The sequence below is a fragment of the Tautonia rosea genome, from assembly GCF_012958305.1.
Lineage (GTDB): Bacteria > Planctomycetota > Planctomycetia > Isosphaerales > Isosphaeraceae > Tautonia > Tautonia rosea.
Window position 1 is genome coordinate 206,307 of the sequence record NZ_JABBYO010000008.1, and the last position, 24,072, is coordinate 230,378.

Consider the following 24,072-nt stretch of genomic DNA (forward strand, 5'->3'; position numbering starts at 1 on the left):
AGCGGATCAACCCCTCCACCTTTCGGAGCCTCTCGACCATGATTCGGCTGCGACCCCGAACCCCGATGCATCCCCTGGGCATTTCGATCGCCTCGGCCTGGCTCGGTCTGGCCATGCTCCTGGCCACCAACCCCAACGCCCGAGCCGACGAGCTTCAGGCCGGCGCCGCCATGCGGGTCATCACCCCCGACCCCTTGCTCCCCGTCTCCGGAGGCATGGGCCTCCCCGAGCCGGCCACCGAGAAGCGCGGCGAGATCACCGCCCGAGCCCTCGTCTTCCGCAAGGGGGAGACCTCGCTGGCAATCGTCTCGCTCGACCTGCTCGGCTTCCCCTCGGTCCTCTGCGACCGGGTCCGGGCGAAGGTCGATCGCATCCCGCCCGAGAACATCCTGATCGGCGTCACCCACACCCATAGCGCCCCGGATTGCTACGCCTTTCCCGACGGCCAGGGGGGGCACACCGCCAACCTCGATTACCTCGACTTCGTCTGCAACCAGGCCGCCGAGGCCGTCAACGACGCGATCGACCAGCTCCAGCCCGCCCGGCTCCGCGTCGCCACCGGCGAGGCCGCCGAACGCATCGCCTTCAATTATTACGCCCCCGCCCTCTACGACCGACGCATGAGCGTTCTCCAGGCCGTAGATTCCAACGGAGCCGCGATCGGGACCCTGGTGAATTACGCCGTCCACCCCGAGGTCCTCGGCAATGGCCTGGGTATCCTCAGCCCCGACCTGATCGGCCCCTTCTGCGATCGGGTCGAGGCGACCGTCGGCGGCCTGGCCCTGTTCATGAACGGCGCCCAGGGGGGGATGGTCACGGCCGACAACCGCGACATGGACGCCAAGGGCGACCCCCTCGCGGCCCGATGGCCCGGCATCCAGACCTGGGACGAGTGCATCCGGATCGGCCACCTGATGGCCGACGAGGCCCTCCGCATCCTCGCCGACGCCCCCGAGCAGGCCGACCCGATCCTCGAATGCCTCGCCGAGGACGTCACCTTCCCGGTCGAGTCCGACGACCTCTGGAACGTCGTCCTGTACTCCCCTCTGAACTACCCCCGAAACGAGGCCGACCGCTCCGTCACCACCCAGGTCAACCTGGTGAACCTCGGCAACGCCCAGATCCTCACCATCCCCGGCGAGGCCATGCCCAACGTCGGCTTTTATCTGAAACGCAAGATGCGAGGCGATCATAACCTGGTGTTCGGCCTGACCAACGACGCCTTCGGCTACATCCTTGCCCGGGTCGATTTCAACAGCTTCCCGCGCTACAACTACGTCTCCCGCGTCTCCCTCGGCGAGATGACCGGCGAGATCCTGATGGAGGCCGCCCTCGACCTCGTCGAGCGCCATTCCCCGAACCAGCCCTGAGCCAAGACAAAATGGCGAATCAGAGCGTGATTACCTTTTCACTCTAATACCTGGCCTGCGGGCGATCACTCGTGAACGTGGCCGCCCGCTCTGGCCGTCGGCCCACCTTTGCCCATCAGCCGGTGGATCATGTGCTTCCTCCGGCGATCGGAGGGCAACTCGATCGAACCGGACCGGAAGACGAGCCCCCCCACCGTGGCATTGCGGAGGTACGAATCGGCCTCGATCGTGCCTGACTCCCAGACGAAATGCCCGGTGGCGGTGTCTCGGGCGAAGAGGGCCAGGCGGGTCACCCCGAACTGATCGGTCCGGGTCGCCAGGGCCGCCTCTCCCATCGCCATCGGCGGCACGAACGGCAAGGCTCCCATCACATTGTTCGCAGGGATGCCCAGGATCATCGAGTTCGAATTCGTCCCGTAGACCCCCGCCGCCGCCTCGACGACCACCTCGGCCTTCTCCGGGTCATCGACCAAGATCACCCCCTGCCGGGCCATCGCTTCGCGGAGCCGGTAGACCATCCAGTTCTTATCCGGACCGCCGAGCAGGGCGTCATCCAGCTTGACCGGCGTGGCTGCGAACTGCGAGAAGTCAATCGCCCCGATCGCCTGGTCCCAGGCCTCCGTGAGCAAGAGCTGCTCGGTCGCCGACCTCGGCGTATCGGTCACCCGGATCGACCCGCAGCCCGACCCCGCGCCGACCAGCAACGCCACGGCCCCGACTGCCATCCTGGCCGTCCGTCCGATCTCGATCCGGTCGGACCTCCCCATCCCTTGGCCGCTCCTTCTCCCGCGTCGCTCCGATCCACCACGAACCGACTCAACCCTTCCGGGCCACCTCTCCCTCTTCTTCGGAACAACCCGACCCTCCTCGCCAGTCCATTGCCTCCTTCGCCGGTTCCCGAGCCTCATGGCACCACCTCAGAAATACTTCGGGGGTTTCCGGGTGACCTGACAACCGGGGCGCTCTAGGGTGAATTTGCAGGAGGCTGACTCCAAGAGGCGGGAGCCCCTGGCGTGGCGAGCGACGGCGGCTTACCGCTTCTTCAGGGTCAGACCCATCCCGGCACCGTCCATCAGGAGAAACGAGGTGTCGAGGTTCGGGTCGGAGGTGATCGCCTCCAGGTAGCGGGGGTTGGGGGTCGGGCGTCGCATGTTGTGGGCGAGAATCAGGCCGCCGGGACGAACCCGAGGGAGCAACTCGCGGAGGTAGGCGTCATAGCCTTCCTTCTCGGCGTCGAGGAACAGCAGGTCGATCGGTTCGGTCAGCTTTGGGGCCTCGACGTGAGCATCTCCCTCGTGAATGGTGATCAGATCCGCCACGCCTGCCTTGCGAAAGTTCTCGCGGGCCACGGCGAGGCGGTCGGGGTCGATGTCGAAGGTGTGCAGCCGGCCGCCCGTCTTGCGCAGGGCGAGCGAGAACCAGAGGCCCGACTCGCCGGTCGAGGTCCCGAGCTCGACGACATGCTGGGCGTTGATGGCCTCGGTGAGCTGCCGGAGCAATCGGCCGTCGTCGTCCGAGACGTTGGCAAAGCGCTGGCCTTCGCGGGCCTGGGCAATCGCGTCGAGGATGCGGGCCTCGCCGTCATCCTTCGGCAGGGTTTCGGCGGTGGGAAGGTCCTGAACAGTCACGGTGCGGGCCTCGGCTCGGCGTTCGAAGGGGTGGACGTGCAACGTAGCGGCCTGCCCCAGAATGAAGGCAAGCAGTCCCAAGATCGCAATGATCGTCACGGTTCGTTGTGTCGGCATGCGGGGTTCTCCCAATCGGTTGCGATCACCCAGGGCAGGCTCGAAGGCGAGGTGGTCCACAAGCGCCTCGCCCGTCGAGGGATGAGCGCTGACTGGCCCGGCTCAGGGCTGGCGGGCCTTCAAGGCCTCCTCGATCACGTCGGCCACGCGGTTGCCGAGCAGGTCGGAACCCTCGTCGGTGAAGTGGACATTGCCGGGCCGGATGGCGACGTCCTCGAACTTCGGGTCGATGAAGGCGTGCAGATCGTTGACGGCGATGCCGTGCCGCTCGGCGACCTCTCGGGCGACCTCGTTGTATTGCAGCTCGTCGCCGGCCTCGCGCTGAGGCTCGCCGGGAGGCACCGGGGTGGTCGTGGCGAAGATGACCGTCGCGCCGGTCTCCTTCAGGCGGGTGAAGATGGTGTCGAGGTTGTTCCGGTAGTCGTCGATCGCAACCTGATGGCGGCCGAGATCGGGCGAGGTGTTCTTGCCGTCCTCATCGACGAACTTCAAGTCATGCAGGCCGAAGTTGACGTGGATCACGTCCCAGGGCTTCTCGCCGAGCCAGGCGTCGAGCCGTTCGAGTCCTCGGATCGTCGGGCCGCAGTTCTCGCCGGGGCGGTGGACGTTGGCCACGCCGGTCAGGGCCTCGCGGACGTCGAGCGTGTAGCCGATCGAGATCGAGTCGCCGAGGAGCAAGACCCGAGGCAATCCCGGCTCGTCCTCAATCTGGACATACGCCGGGTTCTGGTTCCGGGTCTGGGTCTGGGTCTGGGCCTGAGTAAGCCCCGCGAGGGGAGTCGAGGCGAGCAGGATCAAGGAGACGGCGACGGCAGGCAGGAATCTCATGGCGAGGGCTCCCGGAAGACGCGAAGACGACGCCCCCGAAGACCAGGGGCGATCGGCTTATCGTCGCCGTCGAGCACTCCGTCGTCCAGCCCTTCGTGGCAAGGCGGGCAAGCCGGGCGAGGCCGCCCGGCGGCCTCGAGATTATTCGTAATCTTCGGCCGAGAGGGTTTCGCCGCCGGCTCGGGTCATCAGGGCGATGAGCACGTCCGGCCGAACCGTTTCGCGAAGCGAGCTGACGCTGCCGTCGGCCTTGCAGAAGTTCACCATGCCGGGATGCTGGCTTTCCCAGTAGGGGATGCGGCGGCCGGAGATGCTGTTCGGCGCGTTGAAGCGGCGGTCGGCGGTGGTCCGGACGCAGCAGTTCGTCGCGTCGGGCCAGGTGCCGATGAGGCTCTCGCCGATGAGCAGGGTCTGCGAGGTCCCATCGCTGATTCCGGAGATGTTGATCCGAGAGTTGCGGAAGGTCACGCCATTGTCGTAATGGAAGCAATCCGGGTTCGTCACGTCGTTGCAGTCGGTCATGCCGGCAGCCATGTTGCCGCGATAGTCGGACGGGCCGATCTGCAAGGTCGCGGTCTGACCGTCGGGGTCGATCTGGGTCACGTCGATCGGCAAGGCCTGACGGTGCGACGGGCAGACGAAGACCGACAGCGAGTTGCGGATCGCCGTCCGGTTGTCGAAGGCGTAGGGGGAGACGTCGAAGTTGATGTCGTCGTACAGGTTGCGGGCCTCAAGGAACGGGAACAGGCCGATCAGGCCGTTCCACATGTACGGACTGGCCCCTCTCGGCACGCAGTTCGGGTCGTTCGCCTCGTTGCAGAACCAGCCCGAGGGGAAACTGCCGAACGCGTCGTGATAGCCCTGGGCCGCCAGGCCGATCTGTTTCAGGTTGTTCTTGCACTGGGTCCGGTTGGCCGCCTCTCGCGCCGACTGCACGGCCGGCATGATCAACGCCACCAGCACGCCGATGATCGCAATGACCACCAGCAGCTCAATCAGGGTAAAGCCGCGACGCCATCGAGACGGGTGCACGAGCGTTCGCATGAGAAGGACTCTCAGAGAGAAAAGAAGAGGGGGTGTCCAATCCGGACGTCTCTCAGAAATTTTAGGCGACCGGGTGCGTGCAATCAATGCAATCACCAACGGGCGGCCATCCTCGCAGCCATCGCGGCCCATCAGCAACCATACGCCATGCTCCCCTCGGCTCGAACCCCAGATCCGTGGGCAGGCCGCAAGAACCAGGCGACCGGACTCGCCGTCGAGCCCTCGGTCTCGTCTTGGATCGCACACGCTCGGAACGCGGCGATGGTACTCCAGAATCCCTCTGTTGACCCCCTTTCGGCTCGGGGGCTTTGGGAGTTGGACGCGAAACCACGCCGGCTGGAGTGGCGTGCCGTGCCCCAGCCAGGCGTGTTTCGAGGCGATGAGCCACGATCCGATGCGATCAGTTCGGCTCGTCGGCCTTCGGCTCCTCGGCCGGAGCGGGCTCGTCGGCCGGGGCGGGTTCCTCAACCTTCGGTTCCTCCGCCGGAGCGGGTTCCTCAACCTTCGGTTCCTCCGCCGGGGCGGGGTCGGCCGGGGCAGGTTCCTCGGGCTTGGGCTCGTCGGCCGGGGCGGGGTCGGCCGGGGCAGGTTCGTCGGGCTTCGGTTCCTCGGCAGGAGCCGGTTCGGGCTTCGGTTCCTCGGCAGGAGCCGGCTCCTCGGGCTTCGGTTCCTCGGCCGGGGTAGGTTCGGCCGGGGCCGGCTCGGCGGGGGCAGGTTCGACCGGCGCGGGTTCCTCGGTGGGCTCAGCCGGGGTCTCGGCCGGGGCCGAGGCGGCGCTGCGAGCGGCATCGAGGTACGGGCGAAGGGCCTCGGCACGCTGATCGAAGAATTCCTTGAGCCCTTCGCTCGGCTGGCGAATGCGGATGTTCGCCTGGGCCGTCAGGCCTTCGGGGGGCTCGGCGAAGCCGGTGAAGTAGGCGGCGAAGGCCTCGGGGTTGACCAGACCGACCTGAGTCTCAGGCTTCCCCTGGGCGGCTTCGAGGTCGGTCTTGTCGGTCGCCTTACCGAGCACCAGGATGTCGAGAATCGGCGGCGGGTCGAGGTTCGTCTGAACCAGTCCGGCCTGCTCGGCAGCGACGATCAGCTCGGCGACTGCCTTCAGAGCGGCATCGCGCTTCGCGGCGACCTCGGGGGGCAATTCGCCGGGACTGGTCGCCACGGGGGCGGCTGGGGCCTCAGCCGGCGTCTCGGCGGCAGTCTCCTGGGCTTCCGGGGCCTCCGACGCGGCAGGGGGAGAGGCCGGCTCCTCATCCTGGGCCATGACCGACCGGACCGCGACCGGGCCGAGCAGCAGCAGGCCCATCGACAACAGGACCGTCAAAGAACGGCGCACGTCTGACTCCTTCTGTCTGGACAGGGATTCCGATTGGCTCCGCGAAAGCATTGCGGCATCGTGCCGAGTTTAACGCCGCACTCCCTGCCAGACCAGTGGGAGTTGCCTTCCCTTTCTTTTGAGAGTCCGATCCCGTGCCCGCAGATCATCCCCCCTCGTACGACGTCCGACCGCCGGCCTGCTCCTCGATCCGACTGAGCCAGAGGTGGTTGAGCGGGCCGTGCCCCCGGCCCAGCCGCGGCGCGTGCTCGATCGCGCCGAAGACGAACTGCTTGGCCGCCGAGCAGGCGTCTCGGAGCGAGTGCCCCCGGGCCAACAAGGCCGTGATCGCCGCCGCCAGGGTGCAGCCGGAGCCGTGCGTGGATCGGGTGGTGATCGGTGCCCCGGCGATGGTCAAAGGGAACTCCGATCCATTGGCGTCGATCAGGAGGTCGAGCGCCCCGCGGAGGACCTGGCCCCCCTTGACCAGCACCGGCCGGCGATCGACCAGCTCGAACAGAGAAGTGGCCACCCGCCTGAGGTCCTCGGCCGTTTCGATCGGGCCGGAGCCGGTCAGGAGACTTGCCTCGTGGCGGTTCGGCGTCACCAGGTTCGCCAGCGGAAGGAGCCGATCGCGCAGTCGCATAACCGCCTGGGGGTCGAGCAAGGGATCGCCCCCGCGCGCGACCATGACGGGATCGACCACCACGAGAAGCGTGGGGAAGCGGTCGCGGGCCATCTCGATCACATCGGCCACGGCGTCGATGATGGCCACCGTTCCGAGCATCCCCGTCTTTACGGCCGCCACCGGCAGATCATCGAAGACCGACTCGGCCTGCTGGGCCACGAAGGCCGGATCAATCAAGTCGACCCCCTGCACGCCGGTCGTGTTCTGAGCCGTCAGGGCGGTAATGGCCGCGGCGCCATAAACGCCCAGCGCGGCGAAGGTCTTCAAATCGGCCTGAATGCCTGCTCCGCCGCTCGGGTCGCTCCCGGCAATGCTCAGGCAGACGATCTGATCGTGCATGACCATAACACCCTTTCCCTTCGCAATCCCTCGCCTGGCGACCCGGATCACCGCACTTCGAGGAGCACCCGAGCCTCGACGCCGATCGTAGCCGCTGGATCGGGTTGCGACCAGTGAGCGGACCGTGCCGCCCGAGCCATCACTCGTAATGGGCACATCTTCTGATTGTTTCTGAAATTCTGATCACCCAGTGTCAAACGATGATGGATTCATGTTCATTGAACATCAATTCGAGTGTTTTTGAATCAGGCATCTCCTGGTGTCTCGTTTCCGCCCAGGGTGGTCGGAGGATGACCAGCAAGGGTTCCTTTCCTCTGTCAAAGGGTGGCTCAGGCCGTCAATCCGAAAAAAATCGCGGGGAATACGAAAGGATGGCTGTCATCGGCATCGCGTTCGCAGCAACGAATGAACGATCACCCCGGCAATCGGGTGCGTGCTGTGGTCCTTCAGACGAAGCCAAGGCATTGCCAGCGAACCGGGAACACCCTTTGGGAAGGAGTACCTGAAACCATGCCTCGTCCCATTCGAGCCGGGGGCCTCTCACCCCTGAGCCTGGCCCTGTGCCTGAGCTTGAGTGGCGTCCTCGCCGGCTGTGGCGACCAAGCCGCGGACGAATCGGTTCCCCCAGGTGGCGGACCGACAATCAATCCGGCAGAACCGGGGCAGACGTCGATCCCCGAGACTGAGACCGAGACCGATCAGGACGCGACCAACCTCGGTCGCGAGCCTGAAACCGACGTTCCGGTCATCGCCGAACCCGAGGCTCCGGGCATCGGCTCCTGACCTGAGGCAACCTCAAACGCCGGGGCGCTCATGACCGTCCCGGGGTTTGAGCCAATTGGAATTCCCCCGACCCGCTCAGCCGTCGCGATCGAGCGGTCTTGGGGCTCCCGCGCCCCGAGCCGGCCAAGGCCGGGGCTTCCGTACCTGGATCAGGCCCATCCTGCATCCGCTTCACGTTCCTACTTGAAGGAGAAACCTTTGATGAAATTTCGAACTCGACATCTGACACCCTGGCTGGCCGCCCTGCTTGCGGCGACCGCATTTGGCCCAACCACGCACGCTCAGGCACAAGAGCGCTCTCAGGATGGACAGACATCGAGCAATGTCGACCTGTATTATCCAACCGGAGCGCAGTCGAGCAGCCTATTGATGATCAGGGCAAACGCCCCCGGCGAAGTCCGCGTGGGGCAGCCCTTCGAATATGAGCTGACCGTCCGGAACCTGACCGACAGTCTGACGCTTGAAGATGTTCGCATCTCGCACGAGAAGACGGGCGACGTCTCCATCGAAGGCACCCAGAAACAGCAGCAGGGCCAGCAGGACCAGCAGAACCAGAAAGGCCAGCAGGACCAGACGCAAGGCAATGACGACAGCACCGTCAGCATCGGTGAGCTGAAGCCGGGAGAAACGCAGACGATCCGGGTCAAGGCCGTCGCCGAGGCGGAAGGGACGGCCGGGGTTTGCTTCCGCGTCTCCTACACGCCGACGGTCTGCCTGGTGACCCGGTTTGTCAAACCGGACCTCGAAGTGACCAAGGCGGTTCCCGAGGTTGCGGATATTTGCCAACCGTTGCGCTTCCGGTACACGGTCAGCAACCCCGGTTCGGCTGATGTGCGCGGCGTGGTCGTGACCGACGAGCTGCCCGAAGGCCTGGTTCTGGCCAACGGTGAGCGGACCCTGCGTCATGAGGTCGGCGACCTGAGAGCCGGTGAAACCAGGGAATTCAATGCCGACATTCGGGCCAAGCAGCTCGGCCAGTTCAGTAGCCGGGCCGTCGCCAGGACAGACAACGACCTGGAAGCCCAGTCGCAGCGCTCGTCCACCCGGATCGTCGCTGCCGACCTGACCGCGCGCATCGAAGGTCCGGAGGTTCAGTACACGAACCAGCCGAGCACCTATCGCGTCACCGTCCGCAACGAAGGAGACGGCCCGGCCATCGACACGAGCCTTGAGGTCACCCTCGACGAGCGCACCCGGCTTGTCCGCACCAGCCGGACCAGCCTGAACAGCGTTGCGCCCGACCAGGACGACAACATGCTTCGATGGGAAATCGGCCGGCTCGAACCGGGTGAGGAAACCGCTGTGAGCTTCAGCGTGAACCTATCGCAAGTCCCGCAGGGCTATGGCGATCGCGATCGGAGTGGTGATGACCAGAGTGGTGACGCCGAGGCCATGACCCTCCGCCACGTTGCCGTCGCCTCGTCGCTTTGCGCAGCCGATAATCAGCCGGAAGAGGTTCGCCAGCGAGCCGCGGCCCAGACCGTCGCTCAGGCCGAGATCCTGACGCTGCCGGCCCTGCTGCTTGCTCTGGTCGATCGCAATGACCAGGTCCCGCAGGGGGAGAATGTCGAGTACGTCGTGACGGTCGTCAACCAGGGGACCGGCCATGATGACGACGTTGAGATCACCGTCACCCTGCCCGAAGGCCTGGAATATGTCGATGCTCAGGGCCCGACCGACGCCAACACCGACGGTCAGAAGGTCCGCTTTGGCGCGGTTGAGACCATCGCTCCGGGCGAGGAACTGCGCTGGGTCGTGACGGCCAAGGCCAACACGTCCGGCCAGATCAGCACCCGGGTCGATCTGGACAGCTCGTTCCTGTCGACCACCGCCATTTCGGTTGAGCCGACCACCATCCTCGGCTCCGGCACCAGCCCCCGAGAGTCGGCCCCGGACAACACCCAGTCGGGCAACTCGTCGAAGAACAGCAAGAACAACAAGAACTAAGCCATGTGAAAATTCCATTGCTGGTTCATCGTCATCCAAACGGTCAACGCCTCCCTGCGAGGCGTTGGCCGTTATTTTTTTTCTGGAGGAACACACTGAAATTTCGAAGACTGCGATCTTGCATTCGCGGCGCGGTCGGAAATCAATGGATGGTTCGACGCGGATCGTTCGGAAACGCGTTACGCCATCACGAGACCTGATCCGGGAGCCAAGTGTGTCCAAGGGGAAACCGAAGAAGGACGGCACGGCTTCGGCCGCCGAGTCGAAGGCCGATCGCAACGCCCGCTATGAACGGGAGCTGGAGCGGCTTCAGGTCGAACTTTCCCATCTGCAACGCTGGGTCAAATCGACGGGAGCCCGAATCATCCTCGTATTTGAAGGCCGAGACGCCGCCGGCAAAGGGGGAACGATTCGCAGGATCGTCGAGCGTGTCAGTCCTCGGGTCTTCCGCGTGGTGGCCTTGCCGGCGCCGTCGGATCGCGAGAAAACGCAGGTTTTCGCTCAGCGCTACATGCAGCATCTTCCCTCGGGAGGCGAGGTCGTGATCTTCGACCGAAGCTGGTACAACCGTGCCGGGGTCGAGCGGGTGATGGGCTTCGCCACCGACGAACAAATCGAGCGATTTCTGCACGAGGTACCGATGTTCGAGCAATACCTCGTGAGAGACGGCATCATCCTGCTGAAATACTTCCTCACCGTCAGCCAGGACGAGCAACGCAAACGCTTCAAGCGGCGCATCGGCGACCCGGTCCGCCAGTGGAAGCTCAGTCCGATGGACATCGCATCGTATCAGCGCTGGTGGCGCTACACCGAGGCGTACGAGGAGATGCTCCGCCGGACCGATCACCCCGCCGCCCCCTGGTGGATCGTTCCCTCCGACGATAAGAAGGCCGCACGGATCAACTGTATTTCACATCTGCTTTCCCAGATTCCTTACGAGACGATTCCCTTTGATGCTCCCCAGCTCGGCGAGCGCGACGCTCGACCGGAAGGGATTCCCGACACCGAGGTTGAGGGCCGCCGTGTCGTTCCTTCCGCCTTCTGAGCCGTCGCAGGCCGAGGGAGCCCTCGGCCCGGACGGAAGGCCGCTCGTGGTGCCGCTCAGTGTCCCGAGGCAAGGAGCTCGTGAGCGAGCCGTGTTTCCAGTTGCAGGCGGTTGAATTCGAGCGCGAGTAAATTTTGAGGCGTGACTCCGACCCCTTGCGTCTCGGTCAATTCGCGATAAATCTCCTCGACGCGTCGAATTTTCGCCACTTCCCGGGCGATCGCCGTGCGGCGGTCATCGTCCGAATCGGCCAGATCGAGCGTCGCGTCGAGTCGATGACCGGACCACATCATGTAATCTTCAATCGCCGCGTGAAAGGTACCTCGCTGAGCCGTGGGGGAGGGTGGCTCCAGGAATTTCACCAACGAGAATTCCATCAACTCCTCGGCGATCTCGGATCGACGATTGGCCAGTTCTTCCAGCGAAGGCATCGTGTCGATGATCGTTTGCGGATCCACATCGACGCCGCTGCGCAATAGTTCGGCGATTTGACGGGCGGCCTCGCCCCGTGGTGAGCGTTCCTGCGAGAGTCGGAGGTTTGGTGCCTCCTGCGCGAGGCCGATCTGTCCGCCGCCGAGCGCCGCCAGGCCGGCGAGCCCTCCCAGCACCAGGGTAGCCATTGCGGTTCCGATCGTGATTCGTGTGATCATCGTTATCCTCACCCGTTGATCTAGAAATTCGTCGTCGCGCTCGGAACGATCCGCCTTGCCTTCCGATCATCGCAATGCCCCGCCGACCCGGCAACCGACCAGCGGACCTCGGCGGTTCGCTTGCTCACCTCACTCCGGCTGCCGCCGATCGTCATGCTTCGGGACGATGACCTTGAGCGAGGCCGGCACCACCTCGAACTCGACGGGGGTCTGCCCCACCAGTTCACCGTCAATGGCGACCGTCTGCGGCGGATTCGTTTCGACCCGCACCTTGGCGGCCCGCATGGTGATGACCCGCTCCTCGGGAGCCTGTTGGGTCAAGCCCGCCTGGAACAGTTGCATGATCGTTTGCACGGCTTCCCAGGGGGTTTTCACATCCACAAGCGTGGTGACGTCGAGCATTCCGTCGTCATAGATCGGCGTGCCGCTCCCCTGGGCGAAGACCGAGCTGGGAGGGGCCGCGTTGGCCACCACCACGCTCCCGCTCCGGAACCGATGCCGCTTGCCGTCGCACTCCAGCTCCACGTCAAATTCTTCTTGTGCCTTGATTTGCTCCCAACCGCCGACCAGATACGCCAGCACTCCAAAGCGTGCCTTCAGGTCGCGCTCGGCCCGCTCGACCATCCCCGACTCGACCCCGATTCCCGCGAGCAGGAGCATTTGATGATCGCCGCATTTCACGGTGTCGATCGTCCGCGTCACGCCGTCAAGGATCGCCTCGCAGCTCCTGCCGATCGGGTCCAGATACAGTTGCGGCCCGAACAAGGCAACCGCCAGGGCATTGGCGGTCCCTCGCGGAATGATCGCCAGGGGAATATCGGTTCCGGTCAGCACCTCGGCCACCTCGGAGACGGTTCCGTCTCCCCCGGCGGCGATCACCAGATCGACCCCCGCCTTCAGCGCCTCTCGGGCCAGCGAGCCGGCATCGACCTCGGGCGTCGTCTCCTTCACGTCGAGCATCATCGACGGTTCGAGCAGCTCGAGAATCCTCGCGTGCTCTTTCTCGGCGTTGCCGGAACCGGAGATCGGGTTGAAGATCATCACGGCCCGCCGTTTGGCCCGCAGCGCCTCGAACACGGCCTCGGCCGTGGCCGGGTTCAGGGCCAGGGCGATGTTCCGGGCCAGGCAGTCCCGAATCAAGGCATCAACCTCTCCCCCTCCGCCGATCGCCCGGTCCTCGAACAGCAGGAGCGCCACAGGCGGATCGGAGTCGGGGCCTTCGATCAGGGCTCGTAATTCCTCCACGCGTTCGACCGTTTCGAACCCGATCCGCTCCAGCTCATCGGCCACGTCTGCGGCCGCCTTCACCGGGAACTTCGCGAGCAAGCCCTCGGCGCGTTGCAGCACGGTCGTTGCCGCCTCCTGCTGATCATCGTTCCAGTGAATCGCGAGCCAGCTCATCCGTTGGTATCCTTCCGTTGCACTCGGGGGCCGTGGTTGACCGTCCCGCTGAAATCAAGTCTACGTCCGAGCGATCTGCCCTTCGAGGCATTCCCGACCCCCCTTCGACGGACCGCTTGCCCCGATCCCGATTGACGAGTTGAGGTCGTTTTGGATCATTCTGTTCCCCCCGCTCGTCCGATAGGATACAAATGTACGCAGCGTCCTCGGCCGAGGTGGAACCGATCGGCCCCCAGGATGGTTACGGGACGCTCGTTCTTCCCCTCCCGCCTTTGGCCCCTTTTGGGAGCGATTGCCCATGGTTGTCCGACGATTCTTGCCGATTGCCTCTGCGATCCTCGTGCTCGCCTCCGCCTCTGGCTTCGCCGTGGCCGATGAGCCCAGCAAATTGGATGCCCCGGCCGCGTTCGAGCGGCTCAAGTCGCTCGTCGGCACCTGGGAGCAGCGCGAGGGCGAGAACGTCTACGTCATCACCTACCGCCTGACCGCCAACGGCAGCGCCATCGTCGAGACCTACGGACCCGGCACCAGCTTCGAGATGCTCACGGTCTACCACCTCGACGGCGACCAGCTCCGCGCCACCCACTACTGCGCCGCCGGCAACCAGCCCCGGCTCGTGCTCGACCAAAAGGCCTCCTCCCCCGAGGCCCTCGTCTTCGCCTTCGACGGCGGCACCAACTTCGACCCCGCCACCGACATGCACATGCACGACGGCCGCATCCTCCTGCACGACGCCGACTCCATCACCGGCGAGTGGACCGGCTACATGGACGGCAAGCCCTCCGGCACCCACTCCTTTGTCCTCTCCCGGGTGAAGGACTGATTCCCCCACTTTTTCGCCCGGCTCATCGCTCCCCTCGTTTGGGCCGATGAGCCGGGCCGATCGGGTTCGCAAGGACGATTGCCGACCGCGATCCTCAATCCGGATTCTCGCGCATCCAGGCCCTGGCCGCCTCCTCCGATCGGTCGAGCCAGGCGGAACGCTCGCCGGCCTCGGCCAGGGAACACAGTTGGTCGTACTGATCGGCCGAAATCAGCACATACCGCTCGTGTGAATCGGGGTCTTCCAGCCGCGCCGGCTCCTCGCCCGCCTCGCGAATGGCTCGAAGGAGTTCCGGGGTCAAGATCGTCATTGGCCTGGTTCGGTTCGACAACAATCGGGTCGGAGTACACTCCCTCACCTCCATTCTACCGAAGGTTCCCCGTCGCTGCAGCCAGCCGCTTCGACAGCTCGCTCGGCCTGCTGCGGCACTTTGGCAGAAAGGGGGCTCACACGAAGTGGCCGTCGCCTCCCTCACCCGTGGTCGACACGACCCCGGCCACCCCGCCGACACCGCTCAGCGGCGAGGACACCCAGCCCCATCAACCCGATGCCGGCCAGCAGGAGACTGCCCGGTTCAGGAACGACCCGGGCGGATGGCGCAAGAATTAGCCCGCTGTGACTTGGTCCTCCTGAATCGGCGACATGATCCCAGGAGCTCGCCGTAAAGGGGAGCTCCTCCGCCGTCGTCGCCACGCTCATGAGCACGAAGGTCAGGGATTCTCCCGGCCCGATGTCATCCGGGTAGGGCGACTCGGCATCTGAGTTGAACCAGTCGACATAGGTTGCATAATCCGTGATGAAGTCCCACCCATCGGGCGTCTCAAGGATGGAGATGGGGGCGTCGACGCTCAGGTGGAACAGGCTGATGAAGTTCGGGCTCGTCGAGGGCTCGTCGTTGGAGAGCGTATACGTGTAGATCGAGCCGGACTGGACGACCTCGAGACGCGCCATGAAGTCAGCGCGCGCAGTCGGGACGACGAAGACGAGGAGCGATGCCGCCAGAATCACCAATCGTGTGGCCAAAAGAGGACCTCCCGGACGAACGCTGTTACCACTGGACGTGGATATGGTTCTCACGCGGGTCCCCAACAGGGACCGGCCTCGCCCCCTGCTCGGCGATCGCCGTCCCCTGCGAGGAGGCCGCTGCATACAGGGCGGGGTACAGGACCTGGTGCAGGGGCAGCGTCACCCTCATCGGGGAGCCGTTGACCAGGACGACGACCTGGACCAGGCTGGGGACGAGGTCGAGCGCCCGGCCTCGCGTGTGCTTGCTATCCGGGTATCGGCTCCCGATCGCCCTGTTCCGCTGAGGGTTGCGGTAGCCGCTGCTGATCGTGACGGGGGCGCTCGCCGGGATCGCCGTCCTGTAGGATTGGCCGTTGATGTTGACCGTGACCGGGCGGCCCCGGTAAGCCGCGAGGATCGCGCGATAGCGCGTGTCCAGGCCCACGGAGAGCTGAACGCCGTAATTCCCGCGATTGAACCCAGGTCCGAGCGAAGCCACCACCTCACTTCGTCTCGGGACGGGGATGTTGTAATCGAAATACTCCTGACGGAGTCGGTCGGTCTCGTCCTGCGTCAGCGCACCGAGATTGGCGTCCGAGAGGCTGGTTTCGGCGAAATCCGAGCCGTCGATGGTGAGCTTAGCGGTCACTTCGAAGCTCATGGGGGGGTTGGCCCTGCGGCTCCCCCTGGTCCAATTCGTGCGGCGGTCGTTCACCAAGCTCTGGTTCGTCGCCGGCGTGAACCCAAACCTGGCGACTCCGTCCGCATCGGCCGTGGTCACCACGTTCGTCGGGAACCCCCCGACGTTGGCGGCGGCGTCCATGCCCTGGACACTCCACAGCACCTGCGTGCCGGCCCGGGCCCCTTCCACCTTGGCATGGAGGATGATCTCGTCCGTCGCGATGAACGTGTTGGTGCTCAGATAGCTGATCTCGAACGGCTCTGTCTCGAAATAGAAGTCGTCGAGGACGAACGCACCGCTCGGCATGATCTGCACCCAGGCAATCCCCGGCGCCGCGACTTCGAGCTGGTGATTCGGCGTGCCCACGCCGACGTAATTGGCCCCGCCGGTTGTGGAGCGCCCCAGGACGGCCCCATCGGAGTTATATGCAGTCATCGTGACGTTTTCATTGCCCGTTACGTAGCCACCGACCCGCGACCAGGTCAACCCCACGGCATCGATCTGGATCGCAGCGGCTCCCCCCTGGATGACCTGGGAGCCGGAGCGAGGAGGATAGAGCGGACTCAGGGTCTCGGGCAGCCTCAAGACCTCCGCGGTGCGGTTGAAGTCCGCGCCGAGCGCCCGGAATTGATCGTCGACCACCGCATCGGCCGTATTGTAGGCCAGGCCCTCGAAATCGATGGTCGTCAGGGAAGCCATCAGCGACCGTTTCTCCAATGGCGCCACGTCAGGCCGACAGCGGCGTATCGGCCGCCCACCCCCACCCATCCGGGCAAGACCGCGCAGGGAGGAGCCATTGGATCGCATCGCCGTCTTCCCGGTGAGATTTGCAAATGAGGACTCAAAAGACACATCGAAGTCAACCTCGGATGTCTCTCGCCGTCTGTTATGTCCATCGTCCCGAAGGCTCGTCAAGTCCCCGCATTTCGGGATCGAGGCGGACGGGATCCTGGTTGGGGGTGAAGGGCCTCAAGGGTCGGCGCGGCGCGAGGGTCAAGGTAAGCAGGACCAGGAGCGACGCATCATATTAGGATGGGAGGTCTCCTCTAAAAAAGCCCATCGATAAGCCGTTGCAATCCTCCTGCCTGCCGGGAACAACTGCGTCCTCCATGCTCCGAAATCACACCTGTCACCAGGACAGCCCAGACGGCGGGAGGCTTGCCTTCGGGGGCGAGGTCCGGGAAAGTGGGGCACGAATCCATCGAACGAGACGACCGGACGGCCGAGGAGAGGCACCGATGATCCGATTGCGAGTCCCCCCCCTGCTCTTGCTCCTGCTCCTGGGTGTCGCGACGCTGGCCCCGGCGGCCGAGCTGCCCAAACGGCCGAATATCATCCTGTGCATGGCGGATGATCAGGGGTTCGGCGATGTCGGTTACAACGGCGACCCGATCCCGCACACGCCAAACCTCGATGCGATGGCCGCCGTCGGCCTGCGGCTCGATCGGTTCAACACGGCCGCGCCGGTCTGCTCGCCGACGAGAGGGAGCGTCTTGACGGGCCGGCATCCGGTCCGATTCGGCTGCTTTTCCTGGGGATTCGAGCTGAGGCCCGAGGAGATCACCGTGGCCGAGCTGCTACAAGACGCCGGCTACGCCACCGGGCACTTCGGCAAGTGGCACCTCGGCTCGGTCCGGCCCGAGGGGGCCAACAACCCCGGATCGAGCGGGTTCGAGACGTGGCTGTCGGCCCCGAACTTCTTCGAGAATGACCCGATCCTCAGCCGAGGAGGGACGGCGGTCCCGCTCGAAGGGGAGAGCTCGATGGTGACGGTCGAGGCCGCGCTCGACTTCATCGACGAGGCGACCGCCGCCGATCGCCCCTTCCTGGCGGTCGTCTGGTTCGGCTCGCCGCACACCCCCCATGAGGCGACCCCCGAGACGAGGGGGCCGTACGACGACCTCGAACTGACCGAACGGCTCAAGAACTACTACGGCGAGATCACCGGCATCGACGCCGCGATGGCCCGCCTGCGGGCGAGCCTCCGCGAGCGCGGGATCGCCGATCAAACCCTCGTCTGGTACACCAGCGACAACGGCCCCCAAAACAACGGGCCCGGCTCGACCGGCGGACTGCGAGGCCGCAAGGGCCAGCTCTGGGAAGGGGGCCTCCGCGTGCCGACGATCCTGGAATGGCCCGAGGCGATCCCCGAGGGACGCATCAGCGATTTGCCAAGTGGGACGGTCGACATCCTGCCCACCGTGATCGAGCTGGCCGGCGTCTCCTACCCTGAGCGCGATCGGCCGATCGACGGGGTGAGCCTGGCCCCGTTGATCGCCGGGGAGATGGAATCGCGACCCCGGCCGATGGGCTTCTGGGACCCTCCCAGCCCAGGCCGACGCACCCCGAGCGCCGAGATCATGGCTGCCCACCTCGCCGCCCAGCAGGCGGGCGAGCCCTTGCCCGAGGAACTGCCCCCGGTGCCGACCGAACCGGCCGATCAACTGATCGCCACCTTCGAATCAGACCAGGAACTTCCCGGCCACGCCGCCTGGATCGACGGCCGATGGAAGCTGCACCGGATTCCCAGGCAAGACGGCGCGATCAGCGTCTTCCTCTACGACCTTGAGGCCGACCCGACCGAATCCCAGGATCTTGCCGACGACCACCCCGACCGCGTTGCCACGATGAGCGAGGCTCTGGCCGACTGGCAAGCCTCGGTCGTCCGGAGCCTGCGCGGCGACGATGACACGGGCCAGTGACTCGGGAGGGTTTGAGCCACGGATGAAACACAGATGGAACACAGATGAAAAGGCGAGGGGAGGGAGAGTGGGCTTGAAGGCTCGCAACGGCGTGTTCCGGCCATTGCCCTGATGTTCCTGCTCGGATCGTGAAGAAGGATGCCGCCGACTCTCCCAAAACTCACGCATTCTCTGATCTGTGTTTCATCCGTGTTCCATCCGTGGCTGAAATTGCCTTCTCTTCGATATTTCTCCCTTCACGCTCCGAGGAGCACCTGACATGTTTGCCGCGACACTTGCCGTTCTCATGATGCCGACCGCCACGGTGGCTGTTCCCTCGGGAGTGGTGAAGCCGGGGGCGACCCTGGAAACCCTCTGGTCGGAGGGGGAGTTCACCGAGGGGGGGGCGATGGCCGCAGACGGGTCGATCCTGTTCTCGGACATCGGCAACCGGATGATGCGGTTCGACCCCGAAACGGGCGAAACGACCGCCTATCGCGACCCGAGCGGCCGGTCGAACGGCCTGATCTTCACGCCCGACGGCCGCCTCGTCGCCGCCGAGGGGGCGAACACGGGGGGCAACCGCCGCGTCTCGATCACCGAGGCCGACGGCACCATCCGCACCCTGGCCGACAGCTACGACGGGAAGCGGTTCAACAGCCCCAATGACGTGGCCGTCGACATCAAGGGGCGTGTCTATGTGTCCGACCCCCGATACGTCGGCGATGAGCCGCGCGAGCTGGACCTCGAATCGGTCTACCGGATCGATCCCGATGGCACCGTCACCCGCCTGGAGACAACCGCCAGCAAGCCCAACGGCGTCGTTGTCAGCCCCGATGACCGCTATCTCTACGTCTCCGACAACGGCCCCGAGCGCCGGGCCTTGATCCGCCTGGACCTGGACCCCGAAACCGGAAACGTCTCGAACCCCCGCAAGATCAAGGACTTCGGCGAGGGGCGCGGCATCGACGGCATGACCATCACCACCGACGGCCTGATCGTCGCCACCGCCGGGGCTGGAAGACTTGGAGGTGTTTACATCTACAAGCCTGATGGTACGCCGATCGATTTCATCCCGACTCCGGCCAACCCCACCAACGTCGAGTTCGGCGGCCCCGACCGCTCAACTCTTTACATCACCGCAGGCGTAAGCCTTTATCGGATCGAGACCACCCTGACCGGCTACCACCCCGGCGACTGACCTCGACCCGCACCCGTCACGGCCGGCTTACCGCAAGGCTCCGACGGTGCTCGGGGCCTTCGACCGGTAGCGCTCGCCGGCCTCTCGAATGATGCCGAGTGCCTCGTCCAGGTTGCCAAAGCCGTTCAACTCGACGATCTTGCGTCCGGCAGGCAGCTCCTTGTAGACGCGGAAGAAGGCTTCGAGCCGCTGGCGTTCGAGGGCCGGGAGGTCGTCGATCGTCTCGATCTCGTCGTAGGTCGGGTCGATCTTCGAAGTCGGCACGGCGACGATCTTGTCGTCCTGCTCGCCGCCGTCGACGCTGCGGAGAACGCCGATCGGTCGGACCCGGATCAAGGCTCCCGGCACGACCGGACTGCGGGTGAAGACGAGCACGTCGAGCGGGTCGTCGTCTCCCGCGAGGGTCTGGCTGAAGCAGCCGTAATTGGCCGGATAGGCCACGGGCATCGACTGGAAGCGGTCGACCACGGGCAAGCCGTACTCGGGGTCGATCTCATACTTGATCATCGACCCGGCCGGAATCTCGATCACGGCGAACAGCTCGCCGGGAAAGTCGCTCGGCTGCGGGTAGTCAAACGGATGGATCGGTCCGTCGCCGACGGGACCGAGAAGAAGCAGGCACGAAAACACAAATGGATTGATCATTGGAAATTGTTTTTATTTCTCTGTGTTTTTGAGTACCGCGACGGATCGATTCCGTCGCGGTACGAGAGAGCGGTCGATCGGAATCGCGCTGATCAATACTGATCTGCCGAGATGACCTCGCCGCCGTTGACGGTTCCGAGGGCCCGCCAGGCGAAGGGGTCGATCGTCTCCTTGATGAACCGGACCGAGCCGTCGGCGAAGAGGGCGTTGACCCCTCCCGGGTGCCAGCTCCGGGCCGAGACGGCGGCGAAGGTCGGCCAGGCGTCGTTCTCGTCGACGGAGATCAGGTCAAAGTCGACGTTGTTCGGGCCGGCGGTAGACTTCGGGTTCGGCGGCAAGGCGAAAGTCAGGCCGCTGTAGTAGCTGTTGAAGTTCGACCAGCGCGTCTTGCCCGGACCGCGGTCGGAGCGGCACTGATTGAACCCGTTGGCGATGATCTGACGCATTTCCTGAGGCGAAGGTGCAATGTTCGGCGTACCGGTAATTCCCGAGCAGCTCCTCAGGTTCGGCTGAAAGGTCTTCCCTTCCGAGGCCACGACCGTGTTCGAGGTGCCATCCTTGATGTCGGCCAGCTTCCGCGCGAAGTTGATGCCGAACATGCCCGTGGGCTTAGGGCCCTGCGGGTTCCAGATGTACCAGCTCCCCTGGCTGAAGCCGTAGCTGCCGAGGTGGTAGCGCGGGTCTTCCGGCTCGGTGTTGACCTCGCTCGGGCAGAGCAGGAAATTGACCTTCATGGCAATGACCGTGCTGTTTTGCCGGTTGCTGTACTTGATGGTGAAGTTCGCCACGTTGTACGCGGCGGCCTGCTCCATGAAGGGAAAGAGGCGGGCCGGCACGCTCCAGCCATTGTCGTCGAGGGTCGTCCCCTGGCTGGGAAGCACCGTCAGGGCGTTGCCGATCGGGAAGCTGCCGACCGTGCTTTCATAATTGTGCAATCCGAGGCCGATCTGCTTCAGGTTGTTGGTGCACTGCATCCGGCGGGCGGCCTCCCGCGCCGACTGGACCGCGGGCAGCAGGAGGGCAATCAGGACGCCGATGATCGCGATGACCACCAGCAGCTCGATCAGGGTAAAGGCAGACGAAGATCGGCGTCGCGAACGGAGAACCATGGGGGTCATATCCTGATGCCAGAGCGAGCACAGTGCTGAGTTGCTGTAGGAATCGTACGTCTTCGAGCGACCATCGCCCGAACCAAGACAACCAAACGCATGCAAACGTCATCGACCGAGGTGATGAGCGGCGGACGTGTTCCGATCGTCTGAATGCGTCGGCGAATCCTCGACGGCTCCCGTCCCATGAATCGGCATCGAAATCCATTGGGTACCGCACATCATCGTACGGCGATTCTGCGATTGATCTGCGAGGCTCTCGTAAAGGTTTGATGAAAGTTTTCGATCGGTCCCGACTTCCGGCAGCCAGGCAACCGAAGCTCAGCCGCCCAGACGGGTGCCAGCCACGTTCACGCCGCTGCCGATGATGAGGTTGTGGTCATACGCCCAATCGTACACGCGCCCTGCCTTCAAGGGGCGCAGCTCGGTGAGGTCGCCGAAGCCTTCGGCCGCAAACCAGGAGCGAAGCTCGGCCACAGTGTGGTGCGACTGGTAGGTGGGGGCGTACCAGTCGAAGTTGTCGCAGACGCGGAGGGTCCAGTCGGAGTGGTTGGAGAAGTTGAAGACCTTGTTGAGTGTTTGTTTCAAAACGGGAATGCTGCCGAGCACGCCGAGTCCCGCACTGATCGGCTCAAGGGCACCGGCGGGCATCCGGGAGGTGAAAATGCGCAGGCCGCTGTTGATCCACTCCTGCGGTGGGGTGTTCTTGCGGTAGAGCCAGACGGCCAGGCGGCCGCCGGGCTTGACGCGGCGGGCGATCTCGGCAAAGGCCCGACGCGGGTCGGGGCTGTGGTGCAGGACGCCGATCGAGAAGACGAGGTCGAAGGCCGACTCGGCCAGCGGCAGGTCGAGCAGGTCGGCCTGAACGATTGCCGCGTTGGGGAACTCGGCGGTGGCCTTTGCGGCCTGGTCGACGGCGTCGCTCAGGTCGACGCCGAGCACGGTCGCCCCCATCCGGGCGAGCAGGCGGGCGTATCGGCCGCCGCCGCACCCGGCGTCGAGCACGAGCTTGCCGGCGAGACTTTTCGGATCGACCCCGGTCTTGACCTGGAAAACGGCCTCGTCTTCCTCGTCGCGGACCACGTCGTAGCGGTTCCACTGGCGGCCGAAGCTGGCGACGTAGGGGTGTTCGGCGAGCCTGGGCACGCCGGAGACGATCGGATACGAGGCGTCACAACCGACGCAGCGCAAGGTTGCCGCTCGCTCCGGGTCCGGAATCGGCTCCAGGGCGGCTCGACACGATCGGCAGCGGATGAGGGCGATTAGTTCGGGGCTCATGTCACTCAGTATACGTGATGACGGGCTGATTGCCGCGTCTCCCGTGGCTCCTTTTGGCGGGTTCGGGTGAGTCCGTGGCATGCCTCGGCCGACCGCGGTATCGTAAGCCCAAAGGAGGCCCCCCTTGAACCGAGTTCCGATCGGCAACCGGGGAGGCCGAGGGTCGTCCGTTCCTTTTGGATTGGTTGCGAGGCTCTCCCGATCATGACACGCTCCCTCAGTTGCCTGATCGCCACGCTTACCGCCCTGCTGGCGTCACCGGTCGTTCCGAACACCCTCGCCGACGACGAGCAGACGAAGACGGTTGTCTTCGTCGCCGGCAAGCAGAGCCACGGTTACGGGGCCCATGAACACCGCGCGGGGTGTCTCTTGCTGGCCGAGGCCCTCGAAGCCGGGATGCCCGGCTACGAAACGAAGGTCGTCACCAACGGCTGGCCCGAGGACAACGCCGTCTTCGAGGGGGCCGACGCCATCGTGATTTACTCCGACGGCGCGGAGGGTCATCCGGCCCTGCCCCATCGCGACTTCCTCGACGACCTCATGAAGAAGGGGGTTGGCCTGGCCTGCCTGCATTTTGCGGTTGAGGTACCGGCCGGGTCGCCCGGAGGGGACGACTTCCTGGACTGGATTGGCGGCTACTTCGAGCTGCACTGGTCGGTCAACCCGCACTGGACCCCGACCTTCGCCGAGCTTCCCGACCACCCGATCACCCGAGGCGTCGCGCCCTTCGGCATCAACGACGAGTGGTATTACCACATGCGGTTCCGCCCGGGGATGGATGGGGTGACGCCGATCCTCACCGCCGTGCCGCCGGAGTCCTCCCTCTCCCGCCCCGACGGCGACCGCAGTGGCAACCCCGAGGTCCGCCGCGCGGTGGCCGCCGGAGCGCCCCAGCATGTCGCCTGGGCCTTCGAGCGTCCCGACGGCGGCCGAGGCTTCGGCTTTACCGGCGGCCACGTCCACTGGAACTGGGGGGACGACAACTTCCGCACGATCGTCCTCAACGCCCTCGTCTGGACCGCCGGCGGCGAGGTCCCCGAGGGGGGCGTCCCCAGTTCCACTCCCTCCCAGGCTCAGCTCGAAGCGAACCAGGACGAGCCCAAGCCGGCCTCCTGATCCTCCCTTTCCCCCCGGTCCTCGCCCCGGCCCGGTGCGCCTCGGTGCGCCGGGCGGGTGCGCCCCAGTGCGCTGGCGCGAATTGCACGATATCGTTTTTGCGACAAGGGGTTCCGTCGATCGCCACCCGTTCGTTTCGGGAAATGACCCTGCCGGTTTGGCTTCGATTCGCAAGGCGTTCCCCGCGTGAATGCCAAGCCCTGCTCGGGATCGTTTGCCAGTCCGAACGTCGGGTGCCGTCGAGTCCGCGAAGACGCACTGGCACCGGGGGAGGTGCGTCTTCGCGGACTCGACAGCACCCGACCCCTCTCGACACACCCGGTCCCGAGCGACACCCCGGACGCCGCGAGGCACTGGCCCGGCGCGCCTGGGTGCGCGGG

The 24,072-nt window shown here is 65.2% G+C and carries 22 protein-coding genes; 8 read left to right on the plus strand and 14 right to left on the minus strand.

The window, feature by feature from the left end; all coding sequences use genetic code 11:
• Positions 1 to 38 precede the first annotated feature (38 nt).
• A complete protein-coding gene (locus tag HG800_RS15840) occupies positions 39 to 1,370 on the plus strand; it encodes a hypothetical protein (RefSeq protein WP_206352294.1) in 1,332 nt (443 codons plus the stop codon).
• 65 nt (positions 1,371 to 1,435) lie between these two features.
• Here HG800_RS15840 and HG800_RS15845 read toward each other — a convergent pair whose 3' ends face one another.
• The 6 genes from HG800_RS15845 to thiD all read right to left on the minus strand — a co-directional run bounded on the left by HG800_RS15845 (position 1,436) and on the right by thiD (position 7,482).
• Positions 1,436 to 2,137 carry a DUF6655 family protein gene (locus tag HG800_RS15845; RefSeq protein ID WP_169977604.1) on the minus strand — a complete coding sequence of 234 codons (702 nt, stop codon included), beginning with the start codon at positions 2,135 to 2,137 and terminating at the stop codon, positions 1,436 to 1,438.
• A 264-nt stretch (positions 2,138 to 2,401) separates the two neighbouring features.
• Positions 2,402 to 3,115 (minus strand): O-methyltransferase, encoded by a 714-nt coding sequence (locus HG800_RS15850; RefSeq protein ID WP_169977605.1) that lies wholly within the window; start codon positions 3,113 to 3,115, stop codon positions 2,402 to 2,404.
• 102 nt (positions 3,116 to 3,217) lie between these two features.
• A complete protein-coding gene (locus tag HG800_RS15855; RefSeq protein WP_169977606.1) occupies positions 3,218 to 3,943 on the minus strand; it encodes an SGNH/GDSL hydrolase family protein in 726 nt (241 codons plus the stop codon).
• Positions 3,944 to 4,084: 141 nt separating this feature from the next.
• The gene (locus HG800_RS15860; protein ID WP_169977607.1) at positions 4,085 to 4,987 is read right to left on the minus strand and encodes a DUF1559 domain-containing protein; all 903 of its coding nucleotides are present in this window, start codon (positions 4,985 to 4,987) and stop codon (positions 4,085 to 4,087) included.
• A 400-nt stretch (positions 4,988 to 5,387) separates the two neighbouring features.
• On the minus strand, positions 5,388 to 6,320 hold the full coding sequence (locus tag HG800_RS15865) for a hypothetical protein (protein ID WP_169977608.1): 933 nt from the start codon (positions 6,318 to 6,320) through the stop codon (positions 5,388 to 5,390).
• Between the two features lie 145 nt (positions 6,321 to 6,465).
• Positions 6,466 to 7,482 carry a bifunctional hydroxymethylpyrimidine kinase/phosphomethylpyrimidine kinase gene (gene thiD / locus HG800_RS15870; protein ID WP_206352295.1) on the minus strand — a complete coding sequence of 339 codons (1,017 nt, stop codon included), beginning with the start codon at positions 7,480 to 7,482 and terminating at the stop codon, positions 6,466 to 6,468.
• A 354-nt stretch (positions 7,483 to 7,836) separates the two neighbouring features.
• Between thiD and HG800_RS15875 the strand changes: the two genes are divergently transcribed.
• The 3 genes from HG800_RS15875 (at position 7,837) to ppk2 (ending at position 11,101) form a co-directional block, all read left to right on the plus strand.
• Positions 7,837 to 8,109 carry a hypothetical protein gene (locus HG800_RS15875; protein WP_169977609.1) on the plus strand — a complete coding sequence of 91 codons (273 nt, stop codon included), beginning with the start codon at positions 7,837 to 7,839 and terminating at the stop codon, positions 8,107 to 8,109.
• Between the two features lie 201 nt (positions 8,110 to 8,310).
• Positions 8,311 to 10,056 (plus strand): CARDB domain-containing protein, encoded by a 1,746-nt coding sequence (locus HG800_RS15880; RefSeq protein ID WP_169977610.1) that lies wholly within the window; start codon positions 8,311 to 8,313, stop codon positions 10,054 to 10,056.
• A gap of 214 nt (positions 10,057 to 10,270) precedes the next feature.
• The gene (ppk2, locus tag HG800_RS15885; protein WP_206352296.1) at positions 10,271 to 11,101 is read left to right on the plus strand and encodes a polyphosphate kinase 2; all 831 of its coding nucleotides are present in this window, start codon (positions 10,271 to 10,273) and stop codon (positions 11,099 to 11,101) included.
• 56 nt (positions 11,102 to 11,157) lie between these two features.
• Here ppk2 and HG800_RS15890 read toward each other — a convergent pair whose 3' ends face one another.
• A complete protein-coding gene (locus HG800_RS15890; protein WP_169977612.1) occupies positions 11,158 to 11,751 on the minus strand; it encodes a hypothetical protein in 594 nt (197 codons plus the stop codon).
• Between the two features lie 129 nt (positions 11,752 to 11,880).
• A complete protein-coding gene (locus HG800_RS15895; RefSeq protein ID WP_169977613.1) occupies positions 11,881 to 13,152 on the minus strand; it encodes a YegS/Rv2252/BmrU family lipid kinase in 1,272 nt (423 codons plus the stop codon).
• A gap of 298 nt (positions 13,153 to 13,450) precedes the next feature.
• On the opposite strand from HG800_RS15895, the gene HG800_RS15900 reads away from it, so the two are divergent.
• Complete coding sequence (locus HG800_RS15900; protein WP_169977614.1) at positions 13,451 to 13,975, plus strand: hypothetical protein; 525 nt, start codon at positions 13,451 to 13,453, stop codon at positions 13,973 to 13,975.
• A 94-nt stretch (positions 13,976 to 14,069) separates the two neighbouring features.
• Here the strand turns inward: HG800_RS15900 and HG800_RS15905 are convergent, their stop codons facing one another.
• From HG800_RS15905 to HG800_RS15915, 3 genes are all read right to left on the minus strand, one after another.
• The gene (locus tag HG800_RS15905) at positions 14,070 to 14,285 is read right to left on the minus strand and encodes a hypothetical protein (protein WP_169977615.1); all 216 of its coding nucleotides are present in this window, start codon (positions 14,283 to 14,285) and stop codon (positions 14,070 to 14,072) included.
• Positions 14,286 to 14,446: 161 nt separating this feature from the next.
• On the minus strand, positions 14,447 to 14,998 hold the full coding sequence (locus HG800_RS15910; protein WP_169977616.1) for a PEP-CTERM sorting domain-containing protein: 552 nt from the start codon (positions 14,996 to 14,998) through the stop codon (positions 14,447 to 14,449).
• Positions 14,999 to 15,023: 25 nt separating this feature from the next.
• Positions 15,024 to 16,361 (minus strand): D-Ala-D-Ala carboxypeptidase family metallohydrolase, encoded by a 1,338-nt coding sequence (locus tag HG800_RS15915; protein ID WP_169977617.1) that lies wholly within the window; start codon positions 16,359 to 16,361, stop codon positions 15,024 to 15,026.
• A 539-nt stretch (positions 16,362 to 16,900) separates the two neighbouring features.
• Between HG800_RS15915 and HG800_RS15920 the strand changes: the two genes are divergently transcribed.
• Entirely contained in the window at positions 16,901 to 18,364 is a 1,464-nt protein-coding gene (locus HG800_RS15920; protein ID WP_169977618.1) for a sulfatase family protein, read from the plus strand.
• A gap of 259 nt (positions 18,365 to 18,623) precedes the next feature.
• Positions 18,624 to 19,544 carry an SMP-30/gluconolactonase/LRE family protein gene (locus HG800_RS15925; protein ID WP_169977619.1) on the plus strand — a complete coding sequence of 307 codons (921 nt, stop codon included), beginning with the start codon at positions 18,624 to 18,626 and terminating at the stop codon, positions 19,542 to 19,544.
• Between the two features lie 27 nt (positions 19,545 to 19,571).
• On the opposite strand, the gene HG800_RS15930 is transcribed toward HG800_RS15925, so the two are convergent.
• From HG800_RS15930 to HG800_RS15940, 3 genes are all read right to left on the minus strand, one after another.
• Positions 19,572 to 20,174, minus strand: a complete 603-nt coding sequence (locus tag HG800_RS15930; RefSeq protein WP_206352297.1) for an inorganic diphosphatase — start codon at positions 20,172 to 20,174, stop codon at positions 19,572 to 19,574.
• A gap of 107 nt (positions 20,175 to 20,281) precedes the next feature.
• A complete protein-coding gene (locus tag HG800_RS15935) occupies positions 20,282 to 21,298 on the minus strand; it encodes a DUF1559 domain-containing protein (protein WP_169977621.1) in 1,017 nt (338 codons plus the stop codon).
• Between the two features lie 321 nt (positions 21,299 to 21,619).
• Positions 21,620 to 22,576 carry a methyltransferase domain-containing protein gene (locus tag HG800_RS15940; protein WP_169977622.1) on the minus strand — a complete coding sequence of 319 codons (957 nt, stop codon included), beginning with the start codon at positions 22,574 to 22,576 and terminating at the stop codon, positions 21,620 to 21,622.
• Between the two features lie 204 nt (positions 22,577 to 22,780).
• Between HG800_RS15940 and HG800_RS15945 the strand changes: the two genes are divergently transcribed.
• On the plus strand, positions 22,781 to 23,692 hold the full coding sequence (locus HG800_RS15945) for a ThuA domain-containing protein (RefSeq protein ID WP_169977623.1): 912 nt from the start codon (positions 22,781 to 22,783) through the stop codon (positions 23,690 to 23,692).
• The last annotated feature ends 380 nt before the right edge of the window (positions 23,693 to 24,072 follow it).

Bases quoted from the DNA above. Each gene is read 5' to 3' on its own strand.
- HG800_RS15840 (WP_206352294.1), top strand. From the start codon at position 39: ATGATTCGGCTGCGACCCCGAACCCCGATGCATCCCCTGGGCATTTCG.
- HG800_RS15845 (WP_169977604.1), bottom strand. From the start codon at position 2,137: ATGGGGAGGTCCGACCGGATCGAGATCGGACGGACGGCCAGGATGGCA.
- HG800_RS15850 (WP_169977605.1), bottom strand. From the start codon at position 3,115: ATGCCGACACAACGAACCGTGACGATCATTGCGATCTTGGGACTGCTT.
- HG800_RS15855 (WP_169977606.1), bottom strand. From the start codon at position 3,943: ATGAGATTCCTGCCTGCCGTCGCCGTCTCCTTGATCCTGCTCGCCTCG.
- HG800_RS15860 (WP_169977607.1), bottom strand. From the start codon at position 4,987: ATGCGAACGCTCGTGCACCCGTCTCGATGGCGTCGCGGCTTTACCCTG.
- HG800_RS15875 (WP_169977609.1), top strand. From the start codon at position 7,837: ATGCCTCGTCCCATTCGAGCCGGGGGCCTCTCACCCCTGAGCCTGGCC.
- HG800_RS15880 (WP_169977610.1), top strand. From the start codon at position 8,311: ATGAAATTTCGAACTCGACATCTGACACCCTGGCTGGCCGCCCTGCTT.
- HG800_RS15890 (WP_169977612.1), bottom strand. From the start codon at position 11,751: ATGATCACACGAATCACGATCGGAACCGCAATGGCTACCCTGGTGCTG.
- HG800_RS15895 (WP_169977613.1), bottom strand. From the start codon at position 13,152: ATGAGCTGGCTCGCGATTCACTGGAACGATGATCAGCAGGAGGCGGCA.
- HG800_RS15900 (WP_169977614.1), top strand. From the start codon at position 13,451: ATGGTTGTCCGACGATTCTTGCCGATTGCCTCTGCGATCCTCGTGCTC.
- HG800_RS15905 (WP_169977615.1), bottom strand. From the start codon at position 14,285: ATGACGATCTTGACCCCGGAACTCCTTCGAGCCATTCGCGAGGCGGGC.
- HG800_RS15915 (WP_169977617.1), bottom strand. From the start codon at position 16,361: ATGGCTTCCCTGACGACCATCGATTTCGAGGGCCTGGCCTACAATACG.
- HG800_RS15920 (WP_169977618.1), top strand. From the start codon at position 16,901: ATGATCCGATTGCGAGTCCCCCCCCTGCTCTTGCTCCTGCTCCTGGGT.
- HG800_RS15925 (WP_169977619.1), top strand. From the start codon at position 18,624: ATGTTTGCCGCGACACTTGCCGTTCTCATGATGCCGACCGCCACGGTG.
- HG800_RS15935 (WP_169977621.1), bottom strand. From the start codon at position 21,298: ATGGTTCTCCGTTCGCGACGCCGATCTTCGTCTGCCTTTACCCTGATC.
- HG800_RS15940 (WP_169977622.1), bottom strand. From the start codon at position 22,576: ATGAGCCCCGAACTAATCGCCCTCATCCGCTGCCGATCGTGTCGAGCC.
- HG800_RS15945 (WP_169977623.1), top strand. From the start codon at position 22,781: ATGACACGCTCCCTCAGTTGCCTGATCGCCACGCTTACCGCCCTGCTG.